Annotated in this window: 11 protein-coding genes; all 11 read left to right on the top strand. The window is 52.5% G+C overall.

The features are described 5' to 3' along the window. The first annotated feature begins 14 nt into the window (after positions 1–14). The 11 genes from miaB to ACI3EW_RS09195 all read left to right on the top strand — a co-directional run bounded on the left by miaB (position 15) and on the right by ACI3EW_RS09195 (position 14748). Positions 15–1445: a tRNA (N6-isopentenyl adenosine(37)-C2)-methylthiotransferase MiaB gene (miaB, locus tag ACI3EW_RS09245; RefSeq protein ID WP_329751392.1), complete on the top strand. Its 1431-nt coding sequence runs from the start codon at positions 15–17 to the stop codon at positions 1443–1445. 95 nt (positions 1446–1540) lie between these two features. Continuing rightward, positions 1541–4174 carry a DNA mismatch repair protein MutS gene (gene mutS, locus ACI3EW_RS09240; RefSeq protein WP_182426750.1) on the top strand — a complete coding sequence of 878 codons (2634 nt, stop codon included), beginning with the start codon at positions 1541–1543 and terminating at the stop codon, positions 4172–4174. 34 nt (positions 4175–4208) lie between these two features. Next, positions 4209–6308 carry a DNA mismatch repair endonuclease MutL gene (gene mutL / locus ACI3EW_RS09235; protein ID WP_405579057.1) on the top strand — a complete coding sequence of 700 codons (2100 nt, stop codon included), beginning with the start codon at positions 4209–4211 and terminating at the stop codon, positions 6306–6308. Next, the gene (gene miaA, locus ACI3EW_RS09230; RefSeq protein ID WP_118529787.1) at positions 6308–7258 is read left to right on the top strand and encodes a tRNA (adenosine(37)-N6)-dimethylallyltransferase MiaA; all 951 of its coding nucleotides are present in this window, start codon (positions 6308–6310) and stop codon (positions 7256–7258) included. Before mutL ends, miaA begins: the two co-directional genes overlap by 1 nt. A gap of 11 nt (positions 7259–7269) precedes the next feature. Then, positions 7270–8550: a methionine gamma-lyase family protein gene (locus ACI3EW_RS09225; RefSeq protein ID WP_118529789.1), complete on the top strand. Its 1281-nt coding sequence runs from the start codon at positions 7270–7272 to the stop codon at positions 8548–8550. A 110-nt stretch (positions 8551–8660) separates the two neighbouring features. Then, on the top strand, positions 8661–8912 hold the full coding sequence (locus ACI3EW_RS09220; protein WP_118297943.1) for a DUF4321 domain-containing protein: 252 nt from the start codon (positions 8661–8663) through the stop codon (positions 8910–8912). A gap of 110 nt (positions 8913–9022) precedes the next feature. Beyond that, on the top strand, positions 9023–9730 hold the full coding sequence (gene radC / locus ACI3EW_RS09215) for a RadC family protein (RefSeq protein ID WP_118297944.1): 708 nt from the start codon (positions 9023–9025) through the stop codon (positions 9728–9730). Then, entirely contained in the window at positions 9727–10572 is an 846-nt protein-coding gene (gene mreC, locus ACI3EW_RS09210; RefSeq protein ID WP_118297945.1) for a rod shape-determining protein MreC, read from the top strand. The genes radC and mreC overlap by 4 nt, the downstream gene beginning before the upstream one ends. Further along, positions 10565–11095 (top strand): rod shape-determining protein MreD, encoded by a 531-nt coding sequence (gene mreD, locus ACI3EW_RS09205; protein WP_346011246.1) that lies wholly within the window; start codon positions 10565–10567, stop codon positions 11093–11095. Before mreC ends, mreD begins: the two co-directional genes overlap by 8 nt. Further along, positions 11088–13967: a penicillin-binding transpeptidase domain-containing protein gene (locus ACI3EW_RS09200; protein WP_485662870.1), complete on the top strand. Its 2880-nt coding sequence runs from the start codon at positions 11088–11090 to the stop codon at positions 13965–13967. The genes mreD and ACI3EW_RS09200 overlap by 8 nt, the downstream gene beginning before the upstream one ends. A 115-nt stretch (positions 13968–14082) precedes the next feature. After that, complete coding sequence (locus ACI3EW_RS09195) at positions 14083–14748, top strand: septum site-determining protein MinC (RefSeq protein WP_118529793.1); 666 nt, start codon at positions 14083–14085, stop codon at positions 14746–14748. The last annotated feature ends 174 nt before the right edge of the window (positions 14749–14922 follow it).

Genomic DNA, 14922 nt, shown 5'->3' with positions numbered 1-14922 from the left:
GGAGAAACATAAGAATGATAGATAAAAATATCATCGCAGGGGCTCCGACGGAGGAACCGGCGAGACAGCAGTACTTTATGGAACAGGTGAAAAAGCTCGTGGAGGCAGAGAGCGCGAAAAAAGGACGCCCGCTCACCTGTTTTATCAATACATTCGGGTGCCAGATGAATGCCAGAGACTCCGAAAAGCTCCTTGGGATCTTAAAAGAAGCGGGATATGTGGAGGGAGCCGATGAGAACTCGGATTTCGTTCTTTACAATACATGTACCGTGCGTGAGAACGCGAACTTAAAGGTGTATGGCCGTCTTGGATATCTGAGCGGCGTGAAGAGAAAAAATCCGGATATGATGATCGCACTCTGCGGCTGCATGATGCAGGAGCCGGAGGTTGTCGCAAAGATCAAAAAGAGTTACCGCCATGTTGACCTGATCTTCGGAACCCACAACATTTTCAAACTTGCGGAGCTGCTCTACGAGCGCTTCATGGAAAAGAAGATGGTGGTGGATGTCTGGGAAGGAACCAATGAGATCGTGGAGGAACTCCCGGTCGAGAGAAAATATCCGTTCAAGTCCGGCGTCAATATCATGTTCGGCTGCAATAACTTCTGCAGTTACTGCATCGTGCCGTATGTGCGCGGACGCGAGAGGAGCAGAGAGCCGGAGGACATTATCAAAGAGATCGAAGAGCTTGTGGCTGACGGTGTTGTGGAAGTGATGCTTCTCGGACAGAACGTCAACTCCTACGGAAAGAATCTGGAACATCCGATCACCTTTGCGGAGCTCTTAAGAAGAGTCGAGAAGATCGAAGGACTGGAGCGCATCCGCTTCATGACTTCCCACCCGAAGGATCTCTCCGACGAGCTGATCGAGACGATGCGGGATTCGAAGAAGATCTGCAGCCATTTACATCTGCCGCTCCAGTCCGGCAGCAGTGAGATCTTAAAGCGCATGAACCGGAAATATTCGAAAGAACAGTACCTCGCACTGGTGGAGAAACTGCGCGCGGCGATCCCGGATATCTCCCTGACTACGGATATCATCGTGGGATTCCCGGGGGAGACTGAGGAAGACTTCGAGGAGACGATGGACGTGGTGCGCAAGGTCCGCTACGACAGCGCCTTCACCTTCATCTACTCCAAGCGCACCGGAACTCCGGCGGCGGCCATGCCGAACCAGGTTCCGGAGGATGTCGTAAAGAACCGTTTTGACCGCCTGTTAAAGGAAGTCCAGGACATTGCGGGAGAGGTCGTAAAGCGCCATGAGGGAACGGTACAAAAAGTCCTTGTGGAGGAGATCGATACCCACGAGTCCGGCTTTGTGACAGGAAGACTTTCCAACAACACAGTCGTACATTTCGCCGGGGACGCGTCCCTGATCGGAAAGATCGTGGATGTCTCTTTAGACGAGGCAAAGGGATTCTACTATATGGGTTCCCTTGTTAAATAATAAGGATGAAAAACATGTGACGCCCGGAGCCGAGTGCTTCGGGCGCTGTGGGCATGTTATGGAATAGGAGAAAAGACGTGGGACAGATTTCACCAATGATGACACATTATCTCGAGACAAAAAAGCAGTATCCGGACTGTATCCTTTTTTACCGGCTGGGTGATTTCTACGAGATGTTTTTTGAGGATGCGAAGACGGTTTCGAGAGAGCTGGAGCTGACACTGACGGGAAAGGACTGCGGTCTGGAAGAACGGGCTCCGATGTGCGGAGTCCCGTTCCATGCGGTGGAAGGCTATCTCACAAGACTCGTCCAGAAAGGTTATAAGGTTGCGATCGCGGAGCAGATGGAGGATCCGAAGCTCGCGAAAGGTCTTGTAAAGCGTGAAGTCATCCGCGTTGTGACGCCGGGAACGATCACGAGCTCCCAGGCTCTGGACGAGACAAAGAACAACTACTTGATGGCAGTTGTGTATACCGGAAACAATTACGGGATTGCGACGGTCGACATCACGACCGGCGATTTTTTTGTCACGGAGGTGACGAGCGAGCGGGCGCTTCTCGATGAGATCAACAAGTTCACGCCGTCGGAGCTTGTGTGCAATGAGGCACTCTTCATGTCCGGACTTGATATGGATGAGTTAAAAGAGCGGTATCATTTTGCCGTGACGGCACTGGAGAACCGGTTTTTCTCGGATGATGACTGCAGGAAGATCTTAAAAGAGCATTTCCATGTGATGAGTCTCGAGGGACTTGGACTCGGAGATTATGAGAATGGAATGATCGCATCCGGTGCGGTCCTTCAGTATCTCTATGAGACGCAGAAGAATGACCTGTCCCATCTGACGAAGATTACACCGTACACAACGGGACAGTTCATGATGATCGATACCTCCACAAGACGAAATCTGGAGCTTGTGGAGACTCTGCGTGAAAAACAGAAGAGAGGCTCCCTTCTCTGGGTCCTCGATAAGACAAAGACGGCCATGGGGGCGAGACTTCTCCGCTCCTTTATCGAACAGCCGCTGATCGACAAGACGGAGATCGAGCGCCGGCAGCAGGCGATCGAAGAGCTGAACATGAACTATATCTCCAGGGAGGAGATCCGGGAGTACCTGAATTCCGTCTATGACCTGGAGCGCCTGATGGGGCGGATCAGCTATAAGACGGCAAACCCGAGGGACCTTCTTTCCTTTAAGAATTCCCTGGAGATGCTGCCGTATATCAAAGATATTCTCGGGGAGTTTTCCTGTGAGCTTTTAAAGAAAATGAACGAGGATCTGGATCCGCTGCGGGATCTCTACGAACTCATTGACCGGTCCATCGTCGATGAGCCGCCGATCTCGCTCCGTGAGGGAAACATCATCAAGGACGGATACAGCGAGGAAGCCGACAAGTACCGGAAGGCAAAGACGGAAGGAAAGGCATGGCTGGCGGATCTTGAGACCGAGGAGAAGGAAAAGACCGGCATCAAGAACTTAAAGATCAAATACAACAAGGTGTTCGGATACTACTTTGAGGTAACAAACTCCTTCAAAGACTTGGTCCCGGATTACTTTATCCGCAAACAGACTCTGACAAATGCGGAGCGCTACACGACAGACCGGTTAAAAGAGCTGGAAGACATCATCATGGGTGCGGAGGACCGCCTGTACACTCTGGAATACGATCTGTTCTGCGATGTGCGCGATAAGATCGCTGCGGAGGTCCTGCGGATCCAGAGCACTGCGAAAGCGATCGCGGGCATTGATGTCTTTACCTCCCTGTCCACAGTGTCCATGCGGAATAACTACGTGAAGCCGAAAATCAACGAAAAAGGACTGATCAACATCAAAAACGGCCGTCATCCGGTTGTCGAGAAGATGATCAAAGACAGCCTGTTCGTCGCGAACGACACATATCTGGATAACGGAAAGAACCGGATCGCCGTCATCACGGGACCGAACATGGCGGGCAAATCCACTTACATGAGACAGACGGCACTGATCGTCCTCATGGCGCAGATCGGAAGCTTTGTTCCGGCTGACGAGGCGAACATCGGGATCTGTGACAGGATCTTCACGAGAGTCGGCGCCTCCGATGACCTGGCATCCGGACAGAGTACCTTTATGGTCGAGATGACGGAGGTTGCAAATATTTTAAGAAATGCCACGAAGAACAGTCTCCTCGTCCTCGATGAGATTGGCCGCGGCACGAGTACCTTTGACGGTCTCTCGATCGCCTGGGCAGTCATCGAACACATCAGCAACCCGAAGATCCTCGGCGCGAAGACGCTGTTTGCGACCCATTATCATGAGCTCACGGAGCTTGAGGGGACCATCAGCGGTGTCAACAACTATTGTATCGCCGTCAAGGAACAGGGGGATGATATCGTATTCCTCAGAAAGATCGTAAAGGGCGGGGCAGATAAGAGCTACGGAATCCAGGTCGCGAAACTCGCGGGTGTTCCGGAGCCGGTGATCGCCCGCGCGAAGGAGCTTGTTGAGGAGCTCGCGAGCGCCGATATCACAGCCCAGGCAAAAGAGATTGCCCAGATGAGCGCGTCCCCGCAGCATAAGGCGGTGGCGAAGCCGGACGAGGTGGATCTCAACCAGATGTCGATCTTTGATACCGTGAAGGACGATGACATTATAAAAGAACTCGGGGATCTGGAGCTTTCCAGCATGACCCCGATCGATGCGTTAAATACCCTGTACCGGCTGCAGACGAAGCTGAAAAACCGCTGGCAGTAGCAAGGATTGAAAAAGAAAGAGAGGGAGAGAGACTATGCCGATTCAGGTTCTGGATCAGAGTACGATCAACCAGATCGCCGCGGGCGAGGTCGTGGAGCGGCCGGCCTCCGTGGTGAAGGAGTTAATGGAAAACGCCATCGACGCCGGTTCCACGGCGATCACTGTGGAGATCCGCCAGGGCGGCATCGGGTTTATCAGGATCACGGATAACGGCTGCGGGATCAAAAAGGAAGAACTGCCGTTGGCTTTTCTGCGCCACTCGACAAGCAAGATCCGGACGGCAGAAGATCTTCTTACCGTGTCTTCCCTGGGATTCCGCGGTGAGGCGCTTTCCAGTATCGCGGCAGTCTCCCAGGTGGAACTGATCACAAAAACCTCCGGAAGTCTCACCGGATCGAGATACCGGATCGAAGGCGGTGAGGAGAAAGGTCTCGAGGAGATCGGCGCACCGGAGGGGACCACGTTTATCTCCAGAAACCTCTTTTTCAATACGCCGGCAAGGCGGAAATTTTTAAAGACGGAGGCCACGGAGGGCGCTCATGTGGCGGATCTCGTGGAAAAGATCGCCCTGTCCCACCCGGAGATCTCGATCCGGCTCATCGTGAACAACCAGAGCCGTCTCCACACCTCGGGAAACCACAACCTGAAGGACATCATCTACACGGTCTACGGGCGGGAGATCGCGGCAAACCTTCTTCCGATCGAGGTGTCGACCGGGATCGTGAAGATCTCGGGCTTTATCGGAAAGCCGGTGATCGCCCGGGGAAACCGGAATTTTGAGAATTATTTTATCAACGGGCGCTATATCAGGAGCGGACTCGTCTCCAAAGCGATCGAGGATGGGTACAAGAGCTATATGATGCAGCATAAATACCCGTTCACGCTGCTGCACCTCACGGTGGAGCCGGAGTATATCGATGTGAACGTTCATCCTTCGAAGATGGAGCTTCGATTCAAAGACGGCGAGAATATGTACCGAGTGATCTCGCAGGCGGTTCTCGACGCGCTTTCCGGGAAAGAACTGATCCCGAATGTGAGTCTTATGTCGGAAAAGGAAGAGCGCGAGCTTGCAAAGGAAGAAGCTGCCGTGGCACGGAATCCGGTGCCGGGGAGCGGAATGAATCCGGTGGCGAAAAACGCCCATGGACCGGAGCCGTTTGAACACCGCCGCATGGAGGCGATGGGCATCCGCGAAGAACGCCCGACCTACGGGGAGAAGAAGCAGGAGAGCAAATGGATCCTGCCTCCGAAGCCGCTCACGAGGGAACTGAAACCGGAGCCGGCGGCCGGACAATCGACCGGACAGACGGCAGAGCATATCATGGCGGGTCTTCCTGGAATGGATCCGGCAGAAAGAAAAGTGGGAGCGCTTCCTCCGGGAGCCGGAATTTCCGGTGCCGTGACAAAGAGTGCTGACTCTGCGGACAGAAAAGATAGTCAGGAAGTACGGTCTGAACAGGACCAGCCGGGAATCACACCCCGGGCGGAAAAAACAAAAGACCTCCAGCCGACCCAGATGGAGATGTTCGACAACCGTCTCCTCTCGGAATCTGCGAGAAAGCGCCACCGCCTGATCGGGCAGGTCTTTGAGACTTACTGGCTCGTGGAATATGACGGTAGCCTCTATATCATCGATCAGCATGCTGCCCACGAGAAAGTGCTCTTTGAGAAGAATTTTGCGTCATTAAAGACGAGAGAGTACACTTCCCAGCTCATAAGCCCGCCGATCATCCTGACACTTTCCCTTCAGGAGGCGGACCTCTTAAAGCGCCACATGAAGGTGTTTACGGACATCGGGTTCGAGATCGAACCGTTCGGCGGAAATGAGTACGCGGTGCGCGCAGTGCCGGACAACCTGTTCTCCCTGGCAAAGAAAGATCTCCTGATGGAGCTCATCGATGGCCTTTCCGACGACAGCATGGGGAAGAATGTGGAGTCCGTCTACGACCGGATCGCCACCATGTCCTGCAAAGCTGCGGTAAAGGGAAACAACGAGCTGTCCTTCGCGGAGGCGGATCAGCTCATCGATGAACTGTTAGAACTGGAGAATCCATATAACTGCCCGCACGGGAGACCGACGATCGTTGCGATCAGCAAATATGAGATGGAAAAGAAATTCAAGAGGATCGTATGATGAAAAAGCCTTTGATCATAATCACCGGGCCGACAGCGTCCGGAAAGACCGCCCTCTCCGTGGAACTCGCGAAAAAGATCGGCGGGGAGATCATCAGCGCCGACTCCATGCAGGTGTACCGCCACATGGATATCGGATCCGCGAAGGTGACGAAGGAGGAGATGGACGGTGTCCGCCACCACCTGATCGACGTTCTGGACCCGTGGGACGAATTTAACGTTGTCGTATTCCAGAAACTCGCGAAAGAGGCTATGGAGGAGATCTACGCGGCCGGGCATATCCCGATCATCGCCGGAGGGACTGGATTTTATATCCAGGCGCTGGTGAATGACATCGACTTCACGGAAAACGACGGGGATACGGGATACCGGGAGGAGCTGGAGCGCCTGGCGGCAGAGAAAGGAGCTTCCGCTCTCCACGACATGTTAAAGGAAGTGGATCCGGAATCAGCGGAGGCGATCCATGAGAACAATGTAAAGCGTGTGATCCGCGCCCTGGAGTTTTATAAAAAGACCGGGACAAAGATTTCCGCCCACAACGAGGCGGAGCGCAAAAAGGAATCGCCCTACAATTTTGCCTACTATGTGCTCAACATGGACCGCGGCCGCCTGTATGAGAGGATCGACCTGCGGGTGGACCTCATGATGAAGAACGGGCTGCTGGCGGAAGTGGAAAAACTGAAAGAGATGGGCTGCACGAGGGAGATGGTATCCATGCAGGGGCTGGGATACAAGGAGATCCTGGATGCCCTGGACGGGACGATCTCTCTGGATGAGGCCGTCTACATCATCAAGCGCGACACGAGACATTTCGCGAAGCGCCAGCTTACCTGGTTTAAGAGGGAAAAAGAAGTGACCTGGGTGGACCAGGGGAACTTTGATTTTGACAGAGAAAAGATCCTCGCGTGGATGTTAAAAGATCTGCAGGACAGAGGAATCGTGATAAAGTAAAAGGAGAAGACATGGAACTTACAAAGATGTACGGAGAGCTTGGAATCTCTGAGAAAGTTTTAAATTACGGAAGAGAGATCGAAAAGAGTCTGCATGACCGCTTTGAGGCGATCGATAAAACAGCGGAGTACAATCAGCTGAAGGTCATCAAAGCCATGCAGGAGGCGAGAGTCAGCGATATTCATTTTGCCGGAACGACCGGTTACGGTTACAATGACCTTGGCCGTGACACGCTGGAAGAAGTATACGCAAAAGCATTTCACGGTGAGGATGCCCTTGTGCGGCCGCAGCTGATCTCCGGAACCCACGCGCTTACCATCGCCCTTTCCGGAAATCTCCGCCCGGGCGATGAGATCCTCTCCCCGGTCGGAAAGCCGTATGATACGCTGGAGGAAGTCATCGGGATCCGTGATTCCGTCGGCTCCTTAAAGGAATTCGGCATCACCTACAGCCAGGTGGATCTTCTTCCGAATGGAGATTTCGACTTCGAGAACATCAGAAAAGCGATCAACGAGCGCACAAAGCTCATCGAGATCCAGCGCTCCAAGGGATATGCGACGAGACCGACCTTATCCGTAAAGCGCATCGGCGAACTGATCTCCTTTATCAAGTCCATCAAGCCGGATGTGATCTGCATGGTCGATAACTGCTACGGGGAGTTTGTCGAGGAACTGGAGCCGACGGATGTAGGAGCGGACATGATCGTCGGTTCCTTAATTAAGAACCCGGGCGGCGGACTTGCCCCGATCGGCGGCTATATCGTCGGACGGAAGGACTGTGTGGAGAGAGCGGCATACCGTCTGACAGCTCCGGGACTCGGAAAAGAGGTCGGCGCCAGCCTTGGCGTCAGCCAGTCTCTCTATCAGGGACTGTTCCTCTCCCCGACCGTTGTTGCGGGAGCACTGAAAGGTGCGATCTTTGCTGCAAATGTGTATGAGAAGCTTGGATTCGGCGTCGTTCCGAACGGAACGGAGAGCCGTCACGACATCATCCAGGCGATCACCTTCGGCACACCGGAAGGCGTGATCAAATTCTGTGAGGGCATCCAGGCGGCAGCGCCGGTGGACAGCTTTGTGACTCCGGAACCGTGGGCGATGCCGGGATACGATTCCGACGTCATCATGGCAGCAGGCGCCTTCGTTCAGGGATCCTCCATCGAGCTTTCCGCCGATGGTCCGATCAAGCCGCCGTATGCGGTATACTTCCAGGGAGGACTTACCTGGTTCCACGCAAAACTCGGTATTTTGATGTCCCTGCAGAAATTAGTCGATGCTGGTATCGTGACATTGTAAATGTGAACTTTTTCTTAACTCATTGTTTTTGAGCCAGAAATATGCTAAACTTCTGTGCATAAAGTGCCGGGACTGCTATGCGGTCCCGGCGATCGGGAGGAATCAACAGTATGAAAAGTAAAAGCTCCTGGGTCCTGCTTCTCCTTCTGCTTTCCGGGATCGTTCTTGGAGGCTTTATCGGAGAGATGACAGCGAGAGTGCCGGGACTTTCCTGGTTAAATTTCGGGGAATCGTTCGGACTGAACGATCCGCTCGTCTTAAACCTCGGGATCCTTGTGATCACGTTCGGACTCAGCATCCGGATCACGATGGCGAGCATCATCGGCGTGATCGTTGCGATCCTGATCTACCGTTTCCTGTAGGAAGATCTGTTTTCCGGGAAACTTCTGTCAGCCGGGGAATGTACGGATGACAAAAAGGGGATATCTGCCGCACCGTGTACCTGGAGAGACCGGAAAGGCGGGATGTCAGTATGGAAAAGAAATGTGGAAAGACGATGAAGGGGCTGCCGGTCTCGGAGCGCCCTTATGAGAAGGTGCTGGAGAAAGGCCCGGCGTCGCTTTCTGATGCGGAACTCCTCTCGGTGATCCTGCGATCCGGGACAAAGAATATCCCGGTGCGGGAGATGGCGGAGGAGATTCTGAATTCCGGAAATCCACCGGGGCTGGCGGGACTCCTCCATGGCGCCGTGGAGGATTATAAAGAGATCCGCGGGGTCGGGGAAGTGAAAGCGATCCAGCTCGCGTGCGTCGGAGAACTTTCGGCGAGGATCTGGAAAACGGCGGCATCAGAAAAGACGGTCGTTTTTGATGCGCCGTCAAAGGTGGCTGCATTCTATATGGAGGAAATGCGCCATCTGGAACAGGAGAATCTGAAACTTCTGCTTTTGAATACAAAGAACATTCTGTTAAAGGATACAACAGTCTCGATCGGAACGGTGAATGCCTCCTGCGCGACGCCGCGGGAGATCTTTATCGAGGCGCTGCGGTCCAGGGCCTGCGGGATCATTCTGCTCCACAACCATCCAAGCGGGGATCCGACGCCGAGCAGGGAGGACTGCCTCTTTACAGAACGTGTCATGGAAGCAGGAAAGCTCATGGGAGTCCCGCTTCTGGACCATATCATTATCGGAGATAATTCCTATGTGAGCCTGAGAGAACGGGGAATTTTTGAAACATGAAAAACAATACGAAATATTTTCTATTTGGACTGTCGCTTCTCTGTATCTGTATGATCGGTATTACGACGATCAGGGGAAGCATCTTAAATCCGCTGCGGACCGCGGTGGGATATGTGCTGGTGCCGATCCAGTCCGGTGTGAACAGGGTCGGCGGCGGACTCTACAATGAACTGAGCAGCGTCGGAAAACTGAAGACGGCTCTGGCAGAGAATGAGACCTTAAAGACGAGAGTGGATGAGCTGACGGAGGAAAATACGAGACTCCGCTCGGAACAGTTCGAGCTGGAGCGCCTCAGAAGTCTCTATGAACTGGATCAGGAATATATGCAGTACCATAAGATCGGTGCCCGTATCATCGCAAAAGACTCGAGTTCCTGGTTTTCCGTATTCCGGATCGACAAAGGATCCGATGACGGGATCAAAGAGGATATGAACGTCATCGCCGGAGGCGGTCTTGTCGGTATCGTCACAGATGTGGGAGCGAACTACGCGACAGTCCGCTCGATCATCGATGACTCCAGCCGTGTGAGCGCCATGGCGCAGCAGTCCGGGGATTCCTGTATCGTCGCGGGAGATCTTCAGCTGTTTAAAGACGGCCGGTTAAAGCTTTCCTATATGGAAAAGGACGATGATATCAAGGATGGCGACATGATCGTCACTTCCAATATCAGCGGAAAATTCCTGCCGGGGATCCTCGTGGGGTATGCGACGGACATCACGGTGGATTACAACGACAACCTGACGAAATCGGGATACCTGATCCCTGCCGCGAGATTCGACAGACTTCAGGAGGTCCTGGTGATCACAGACTTAAAGGATGCGGGGCCGGAGATCAATGAATAGCAATATGAAGCGGATCATCGCGAGTTTTCTGCTGGTGATCCTGGCATTTATCGTGCAGACCTGTATTTTCCCGCTGCTGCCGTTCCTGGCGGTATATCCGAATCTCATGGTGATCCTTGTCTTTTCCTTCGGGTTTATCCGGGGAAGTGCCTGGGGGATGGGATACGGACTGATCGCGGGACTTCTGATGGACCTCTCGTCCGGAGGTCCGCTCGGATTTCACACGCTGATCTTTATCTGGATGGGCTATGTAAACGGAATCTGCACGAAGTATTATTATGAGGACTATATTACGCTGCCGCTGGTGCTTTCAGCGCTGAACGAAGTGTTTTATAATTTCTATCTTTATGTATTCGGCTTCCTGGTGCGGGGAAGATTACATTTCGGCTATTATTTCATCAACATTATCCTGCCGGAGACGATCTTCACCGTGGTGACAACACTGATCCTGTACCGGCTGTTCCTCTATATCAGCCGCAGACTGGAAGAGATGGAAAAAAGGAGAGACACAACGATTGTTTAACGATTTTTCTGAAATTCTGAAAGAGTTTATGAAAAAGCTGCTGTCGTCAAGACTTGTGATCCTGGCGGTGGTATTTGTGGGGCTGTACGCGATCCTTGGCATGCGCCTGTTCAATCTTCAGATCATGGAAGGAGAGCAGTACCAGGAAAACTATATGGCAAAGACGGAAAAAAAGATCAGTCTTGCCGGTACCCGCGGAAATATTTATGACAGAAACGGGAATCTTCTTGCATATAATAAACTGTCGTACAATGTGACGCTTCAGGATAACGGAGATTACAAAAGATCCAACGACAGAAACCGGATGCTCCTGGAGCTTGTCCGGATCTTAAACCGTCACGGCGAGAACGTGGAAGGAGATTTTTCCGTGGGTTATGACTCCTCCGGGAATATGATCTTCACGACCACCAGCGAGGCGGCGAGAAAACGCTTTTTGAGCGACTATTACGGATTAAAAAAGACGGATGAACTGGATGACGCGGATGGAAAATATCCGTCCGATGTGACGGCCAGGGAAGTCTTTGACGCTAGGGTAAAATATTACGGTCTGGACCAGCTGAAGGATGACAATGACAACCCGATCGAACTTACCGATGAGGAAGCTCTCGGGATCATCAATATCCGCTATACGATGGGATTCACCGCGTACCGGAAATATGAGTCCACCACGATCGCCTCTGACGTCAGCAAGGAGACGATGACGGATGTTCTCGAAAACTCCGCGAACTTAAAAGGCGTCGGCATCGAGGAATCAACGATCCGTGTATACAATGACAGCGTTTATTTTGCACCGATCATCGGATACATCGGAAAAGTCTGGGATGATGAGCTCGAAAAACTCCGGGAGACGAATCCGGACTATGAGCTGACGGACCTTGTCGGAAAGACCGGGATCGAGGCATCCATGGAGACGGAGCTTCAGGGAAAGAAGGGTTCCCAGACTATGTATGTGGACAGTATGGGACGGATCCTTGAGGTCGTTAAGAGAACAGAGCCGGAGGCAGGACATGACATCTACCTGACACTGGACCGGGATCTCCAGATCGGTGTGTATCATATTCTGGAGCAGCAGCTTGCCGGTATCATCACGGACAAGCTCGTGAACCGTGATCTTGATGACAACGATTATAAGAAGGCGGCAAATATCCCGATCCCTGTGAAGGATGTCTACTACCAGCTGATCAACAACAATGTCCTGGACCTTGCAGCGTTTTCCGCGCCGGAGGCGTCCCAGACAGAGAAAAACATCTATGCGAAGTACAGCCAGTCGAGAGAACAGATCCTCGCACAGATCCGGAGCGAGCTCACGGATGGATCCGCGAGAAAGATGGCAGACCTGCCGGAAGACATGTTTGCCTACATGCAGTATATCTATACGTTGCTTTCCGACCGTGGGATCATACAGACAGACAAGATCGACCAGGAGTCTGACACATACAACGCATGGAAGAACGATTCCATCAGCCTCAGGGATTACCTGTACGACGGGATCGCGGAGAGCTGGATCGACACGACAAAGCTGAAGATCGAGTCCAGATACTCTGATGCGGACAGTATTTACCAGACGATCGTGGAATATGTGATGGATGACCTGCAGAACGATGCGGCGTTCACGAAGAAGATCTTCCGCTACCTTGTCAATAACGGCACCGTGTCCGGAAAGGAACTCTGCCTCGCCCTCTATGACCAGAATATTCTGGCTTACGACGAGAATGAAGTCCGGATGCTGGAGGCGGGCGGAGATGAGTACGCATTCCAGTTTATCAGAAACAAGATCTCCGATATCGAGATCACACCTGCCCAGCTTGCCCTGGACCCGTGTTCTGCCAGTGCCGTGATCACGGACGTCAACACCGGTGAGGTGCGGGCACTCGTGACCTACCCGAGCTACGACAACAACAAGTTCTCCGGAACCGTGGATGCGGAGTATTACAACAAGTTAAATAACGATCAGTCCCTGCCGCTTTTTAACAATGCCACACAGGCACAGAAGGCGCCTGGATCGACCTTCAAGCCGATCATCGCGGTGGCGGCTCTTGAGGAAGGCGTGATCGGGCTGAATGATACGGTGAACTGTACCGGTATCTACAAGGAGATCACACCGGCGCTGCGCTGCTGGATCTACCCGGGACAGCATGGACCTCTCGATGTGGTCCACGGCATCCAGAACTCCTGCAACGTGTTCTTCTCTGAGATGGGACACCGCCTCTCCATGGATGAAAACGGAAACTATTCACCGGAACTCGGTATCGAGAAGATCCGAAAGTATGCGTCCATGTTCGGACTCGATGAGACATCCGGAATCGAGATTGCTGAGAGAGAGCCGCAGATGACGACGGAGAAACCGGAGGCATCTTCGATCGGACAGGGTAAAAACTCTTACTCCAATATCCAGCTTTCCAGATATATCACGGCAGTTGCCAATAAGGGAACGGTATTCAAACTGAGTCTGCTCGACAAGATGACGGATTCCCAGGGAAATCTCTTAAAAGATTTCACACCGGAAGTACGTTCGACCATCGACGTCAAAGATTCCACATGGAACGCTGTCCACACCGGAATGCGCCGTGTAATCTCGGATGGTTCTGCGAGGAAGATCTTCAGTGACCTGGAAGTCGATATCGCAGGTAAGACGGGTACTGCCGAGGAGATAAAAAATGGACACCGCGTCAACCACGCGTTCTTCGTTTCCTTTGCTCCATACCAGAATCCGGAGATCGCGGTGACGGTGAATATCCCATACGGATATTCTTCCTCCAACGCGGCGACGGCGGCGAAAAATATTTACCGGTTCTACTACGGATATACAGACCTGAATTACATTCTGAATAACAGTGCGCTGAACTCTTCGAACGTAGAGATCGGAGACTAGTCTGCGCACTGCACAGACAAAATGCTGCAGCCCGGCGAAACTGCCGGGCTGTAAGGCGTTGACGGACCGGCGGTCTGGCGCACCTGTCAAAGTTACATAAAAGGGGGATTTCAAGATGAAAGAAGCTGTCGTAATCAAGGGAAATAAAGCCGGAATGACGGTTTATCTGGAGAAAGACCTGGATTTTGAGAAAGTTCTTCAGGCGATTGCAAAGAAGTTCAAGGCGACGGCGAAATTCTGGGGAGCTGCCCAGATGACGCTGACCCTGGAGGGACGGGACCTGACTCCGGAGGAAGAGTACCGTATTGTGCAGACGATCACGGAAAATTCCGATATCGAGGTGCTGTGTCTTCTCGACACGGACGGAAACCGGACGAGAAAATGTGAGAAAGCACTCAATGAGAGACTGATGGAGCTGTCTTCCCTCACAGGTCAGTTTTATAAAGGGAATCTCCGGGACGGGGACGAGCTGGAATCAGAGGCCAGCATCGTGGTGATCGGTGATGTGGAAAAAGGAGCAAAAGTCAGCGCAAAAGGGAACATCATCATTTTAGGAGCGCTCCGCGGGGCGGCCCATGCGGGGATCTGCGGAAATGAGGATGCGGTGATCGTTGCTTTTGAGATGGCACCGATATCGGTCCGGATCGCGGGACTTTCCCTGAAAAAAGCGGAGAAAGGACGCCATCTTGGGCGCGGTCCGATGATGATCCTCTCTGAGAACGGAAAAGTTGTCGAAGAACCGATCAAAAAGAGCTTTCTGAGTGCGCTGAATTTTATATAAAAGAGGTCCGTATCAGTTTCCTTTTATAAAGCTTTTATAAAATCTATTTTTTACTGGAATTTTTTGCTTTTTTCATGTAAAATATATCTTGTGGTACCAGGGGCAAAGATCAGAAAACGGGTGCAGGTCTGCCCGCAGGAAAATTTTTGAGCTTTTGCCAATCCGGTATCAATC

Origin of the sequence: Pilosibacter rotomagensis (genome assembly GCF_045062245.2) — a bacterium.
Taxonomy (GTDB): Bacteria; Bacillota; Clostridia; order Lachnospirales; family Lachnospiraceae; genus Pilosibacter.
This window is presented reverse-complemented; position numbering and strand designations above follow the sequence as displayed.

What these genes read in the sequence shown, in the direction of transcription:
- miaB (WP_329751392.1), top strand. Translation starts at nt 15, where the DNA reads ATGATAGATAAAAATATCATCGCAGGGGCTCCGACGGAGGAACCGGCG.
- mutS (WP_182426750.1), top strand. Translation starts at nt 1,541, where the DNA reads ATGATGACACATTATCTCGAGACAAAAAAGCAGTATCCGGACTGTATC.
- mutL (WP_405579057.1), top strand. Translation starts at nt 4,209, where the DNA reads ATGCCGATTCAGGTTCTGGATCAGAGTACGATCAACCAGATCGCCGCG.
- miaA (WP_118529787.1), top strand. Translation starts at nt 6,308, where the DNA reads ATGAAAAAGCCTTTGATCATAATCACCGGGCCGACAGCGTCCGGAAAG.
- ACI3EW_RS09225 (WP_118529789.1), top strand. Translation starts at nt 7,270, where the DNA reads ATGGAACTTACAAAGATGTACGGAGAGCTTGGAATCTCTGAGAAAGTT.
- ACI3EW_RS09220 (WP_118297943.1), top strand. Translation starts at nt 8,661, where the DNA reads ATGAAAAGTAAAAGCTCCTGGGTCCTGCTTCTCCTTCTGCTTTCCGGG.
- radC (WP_118297944.1), top strand. Translation starts at nt 9,023, where the DNA reads ATGGAAAAGAAATGTGGAAAGACGATGAAGGGGCTGCCGGTCTCGGAG.
- mreC (WP_118297945.1), top strand. Translation starts at nt 9,727, where the DNA reads ATGAAAAACAATACGAAATATTTTCTATTTGGACTGTCGCTTCTCTGT.
- mreD (WP_346011246.1), top strand. Translation starts at nt 10,565, where the DNA reads ATGAATAGCAATATGAAGCGGATCATCGCGAGTTTTCTGCTGGTGATC.
- ACI3EW_RS09195 (WP_118529793.1), top strand. Translation starts at nt 14,083, where the DNA reads ATGAAAGAAGCTGTCGTAATCAAGGGAAATAAAGCCGGAATGACGGTT.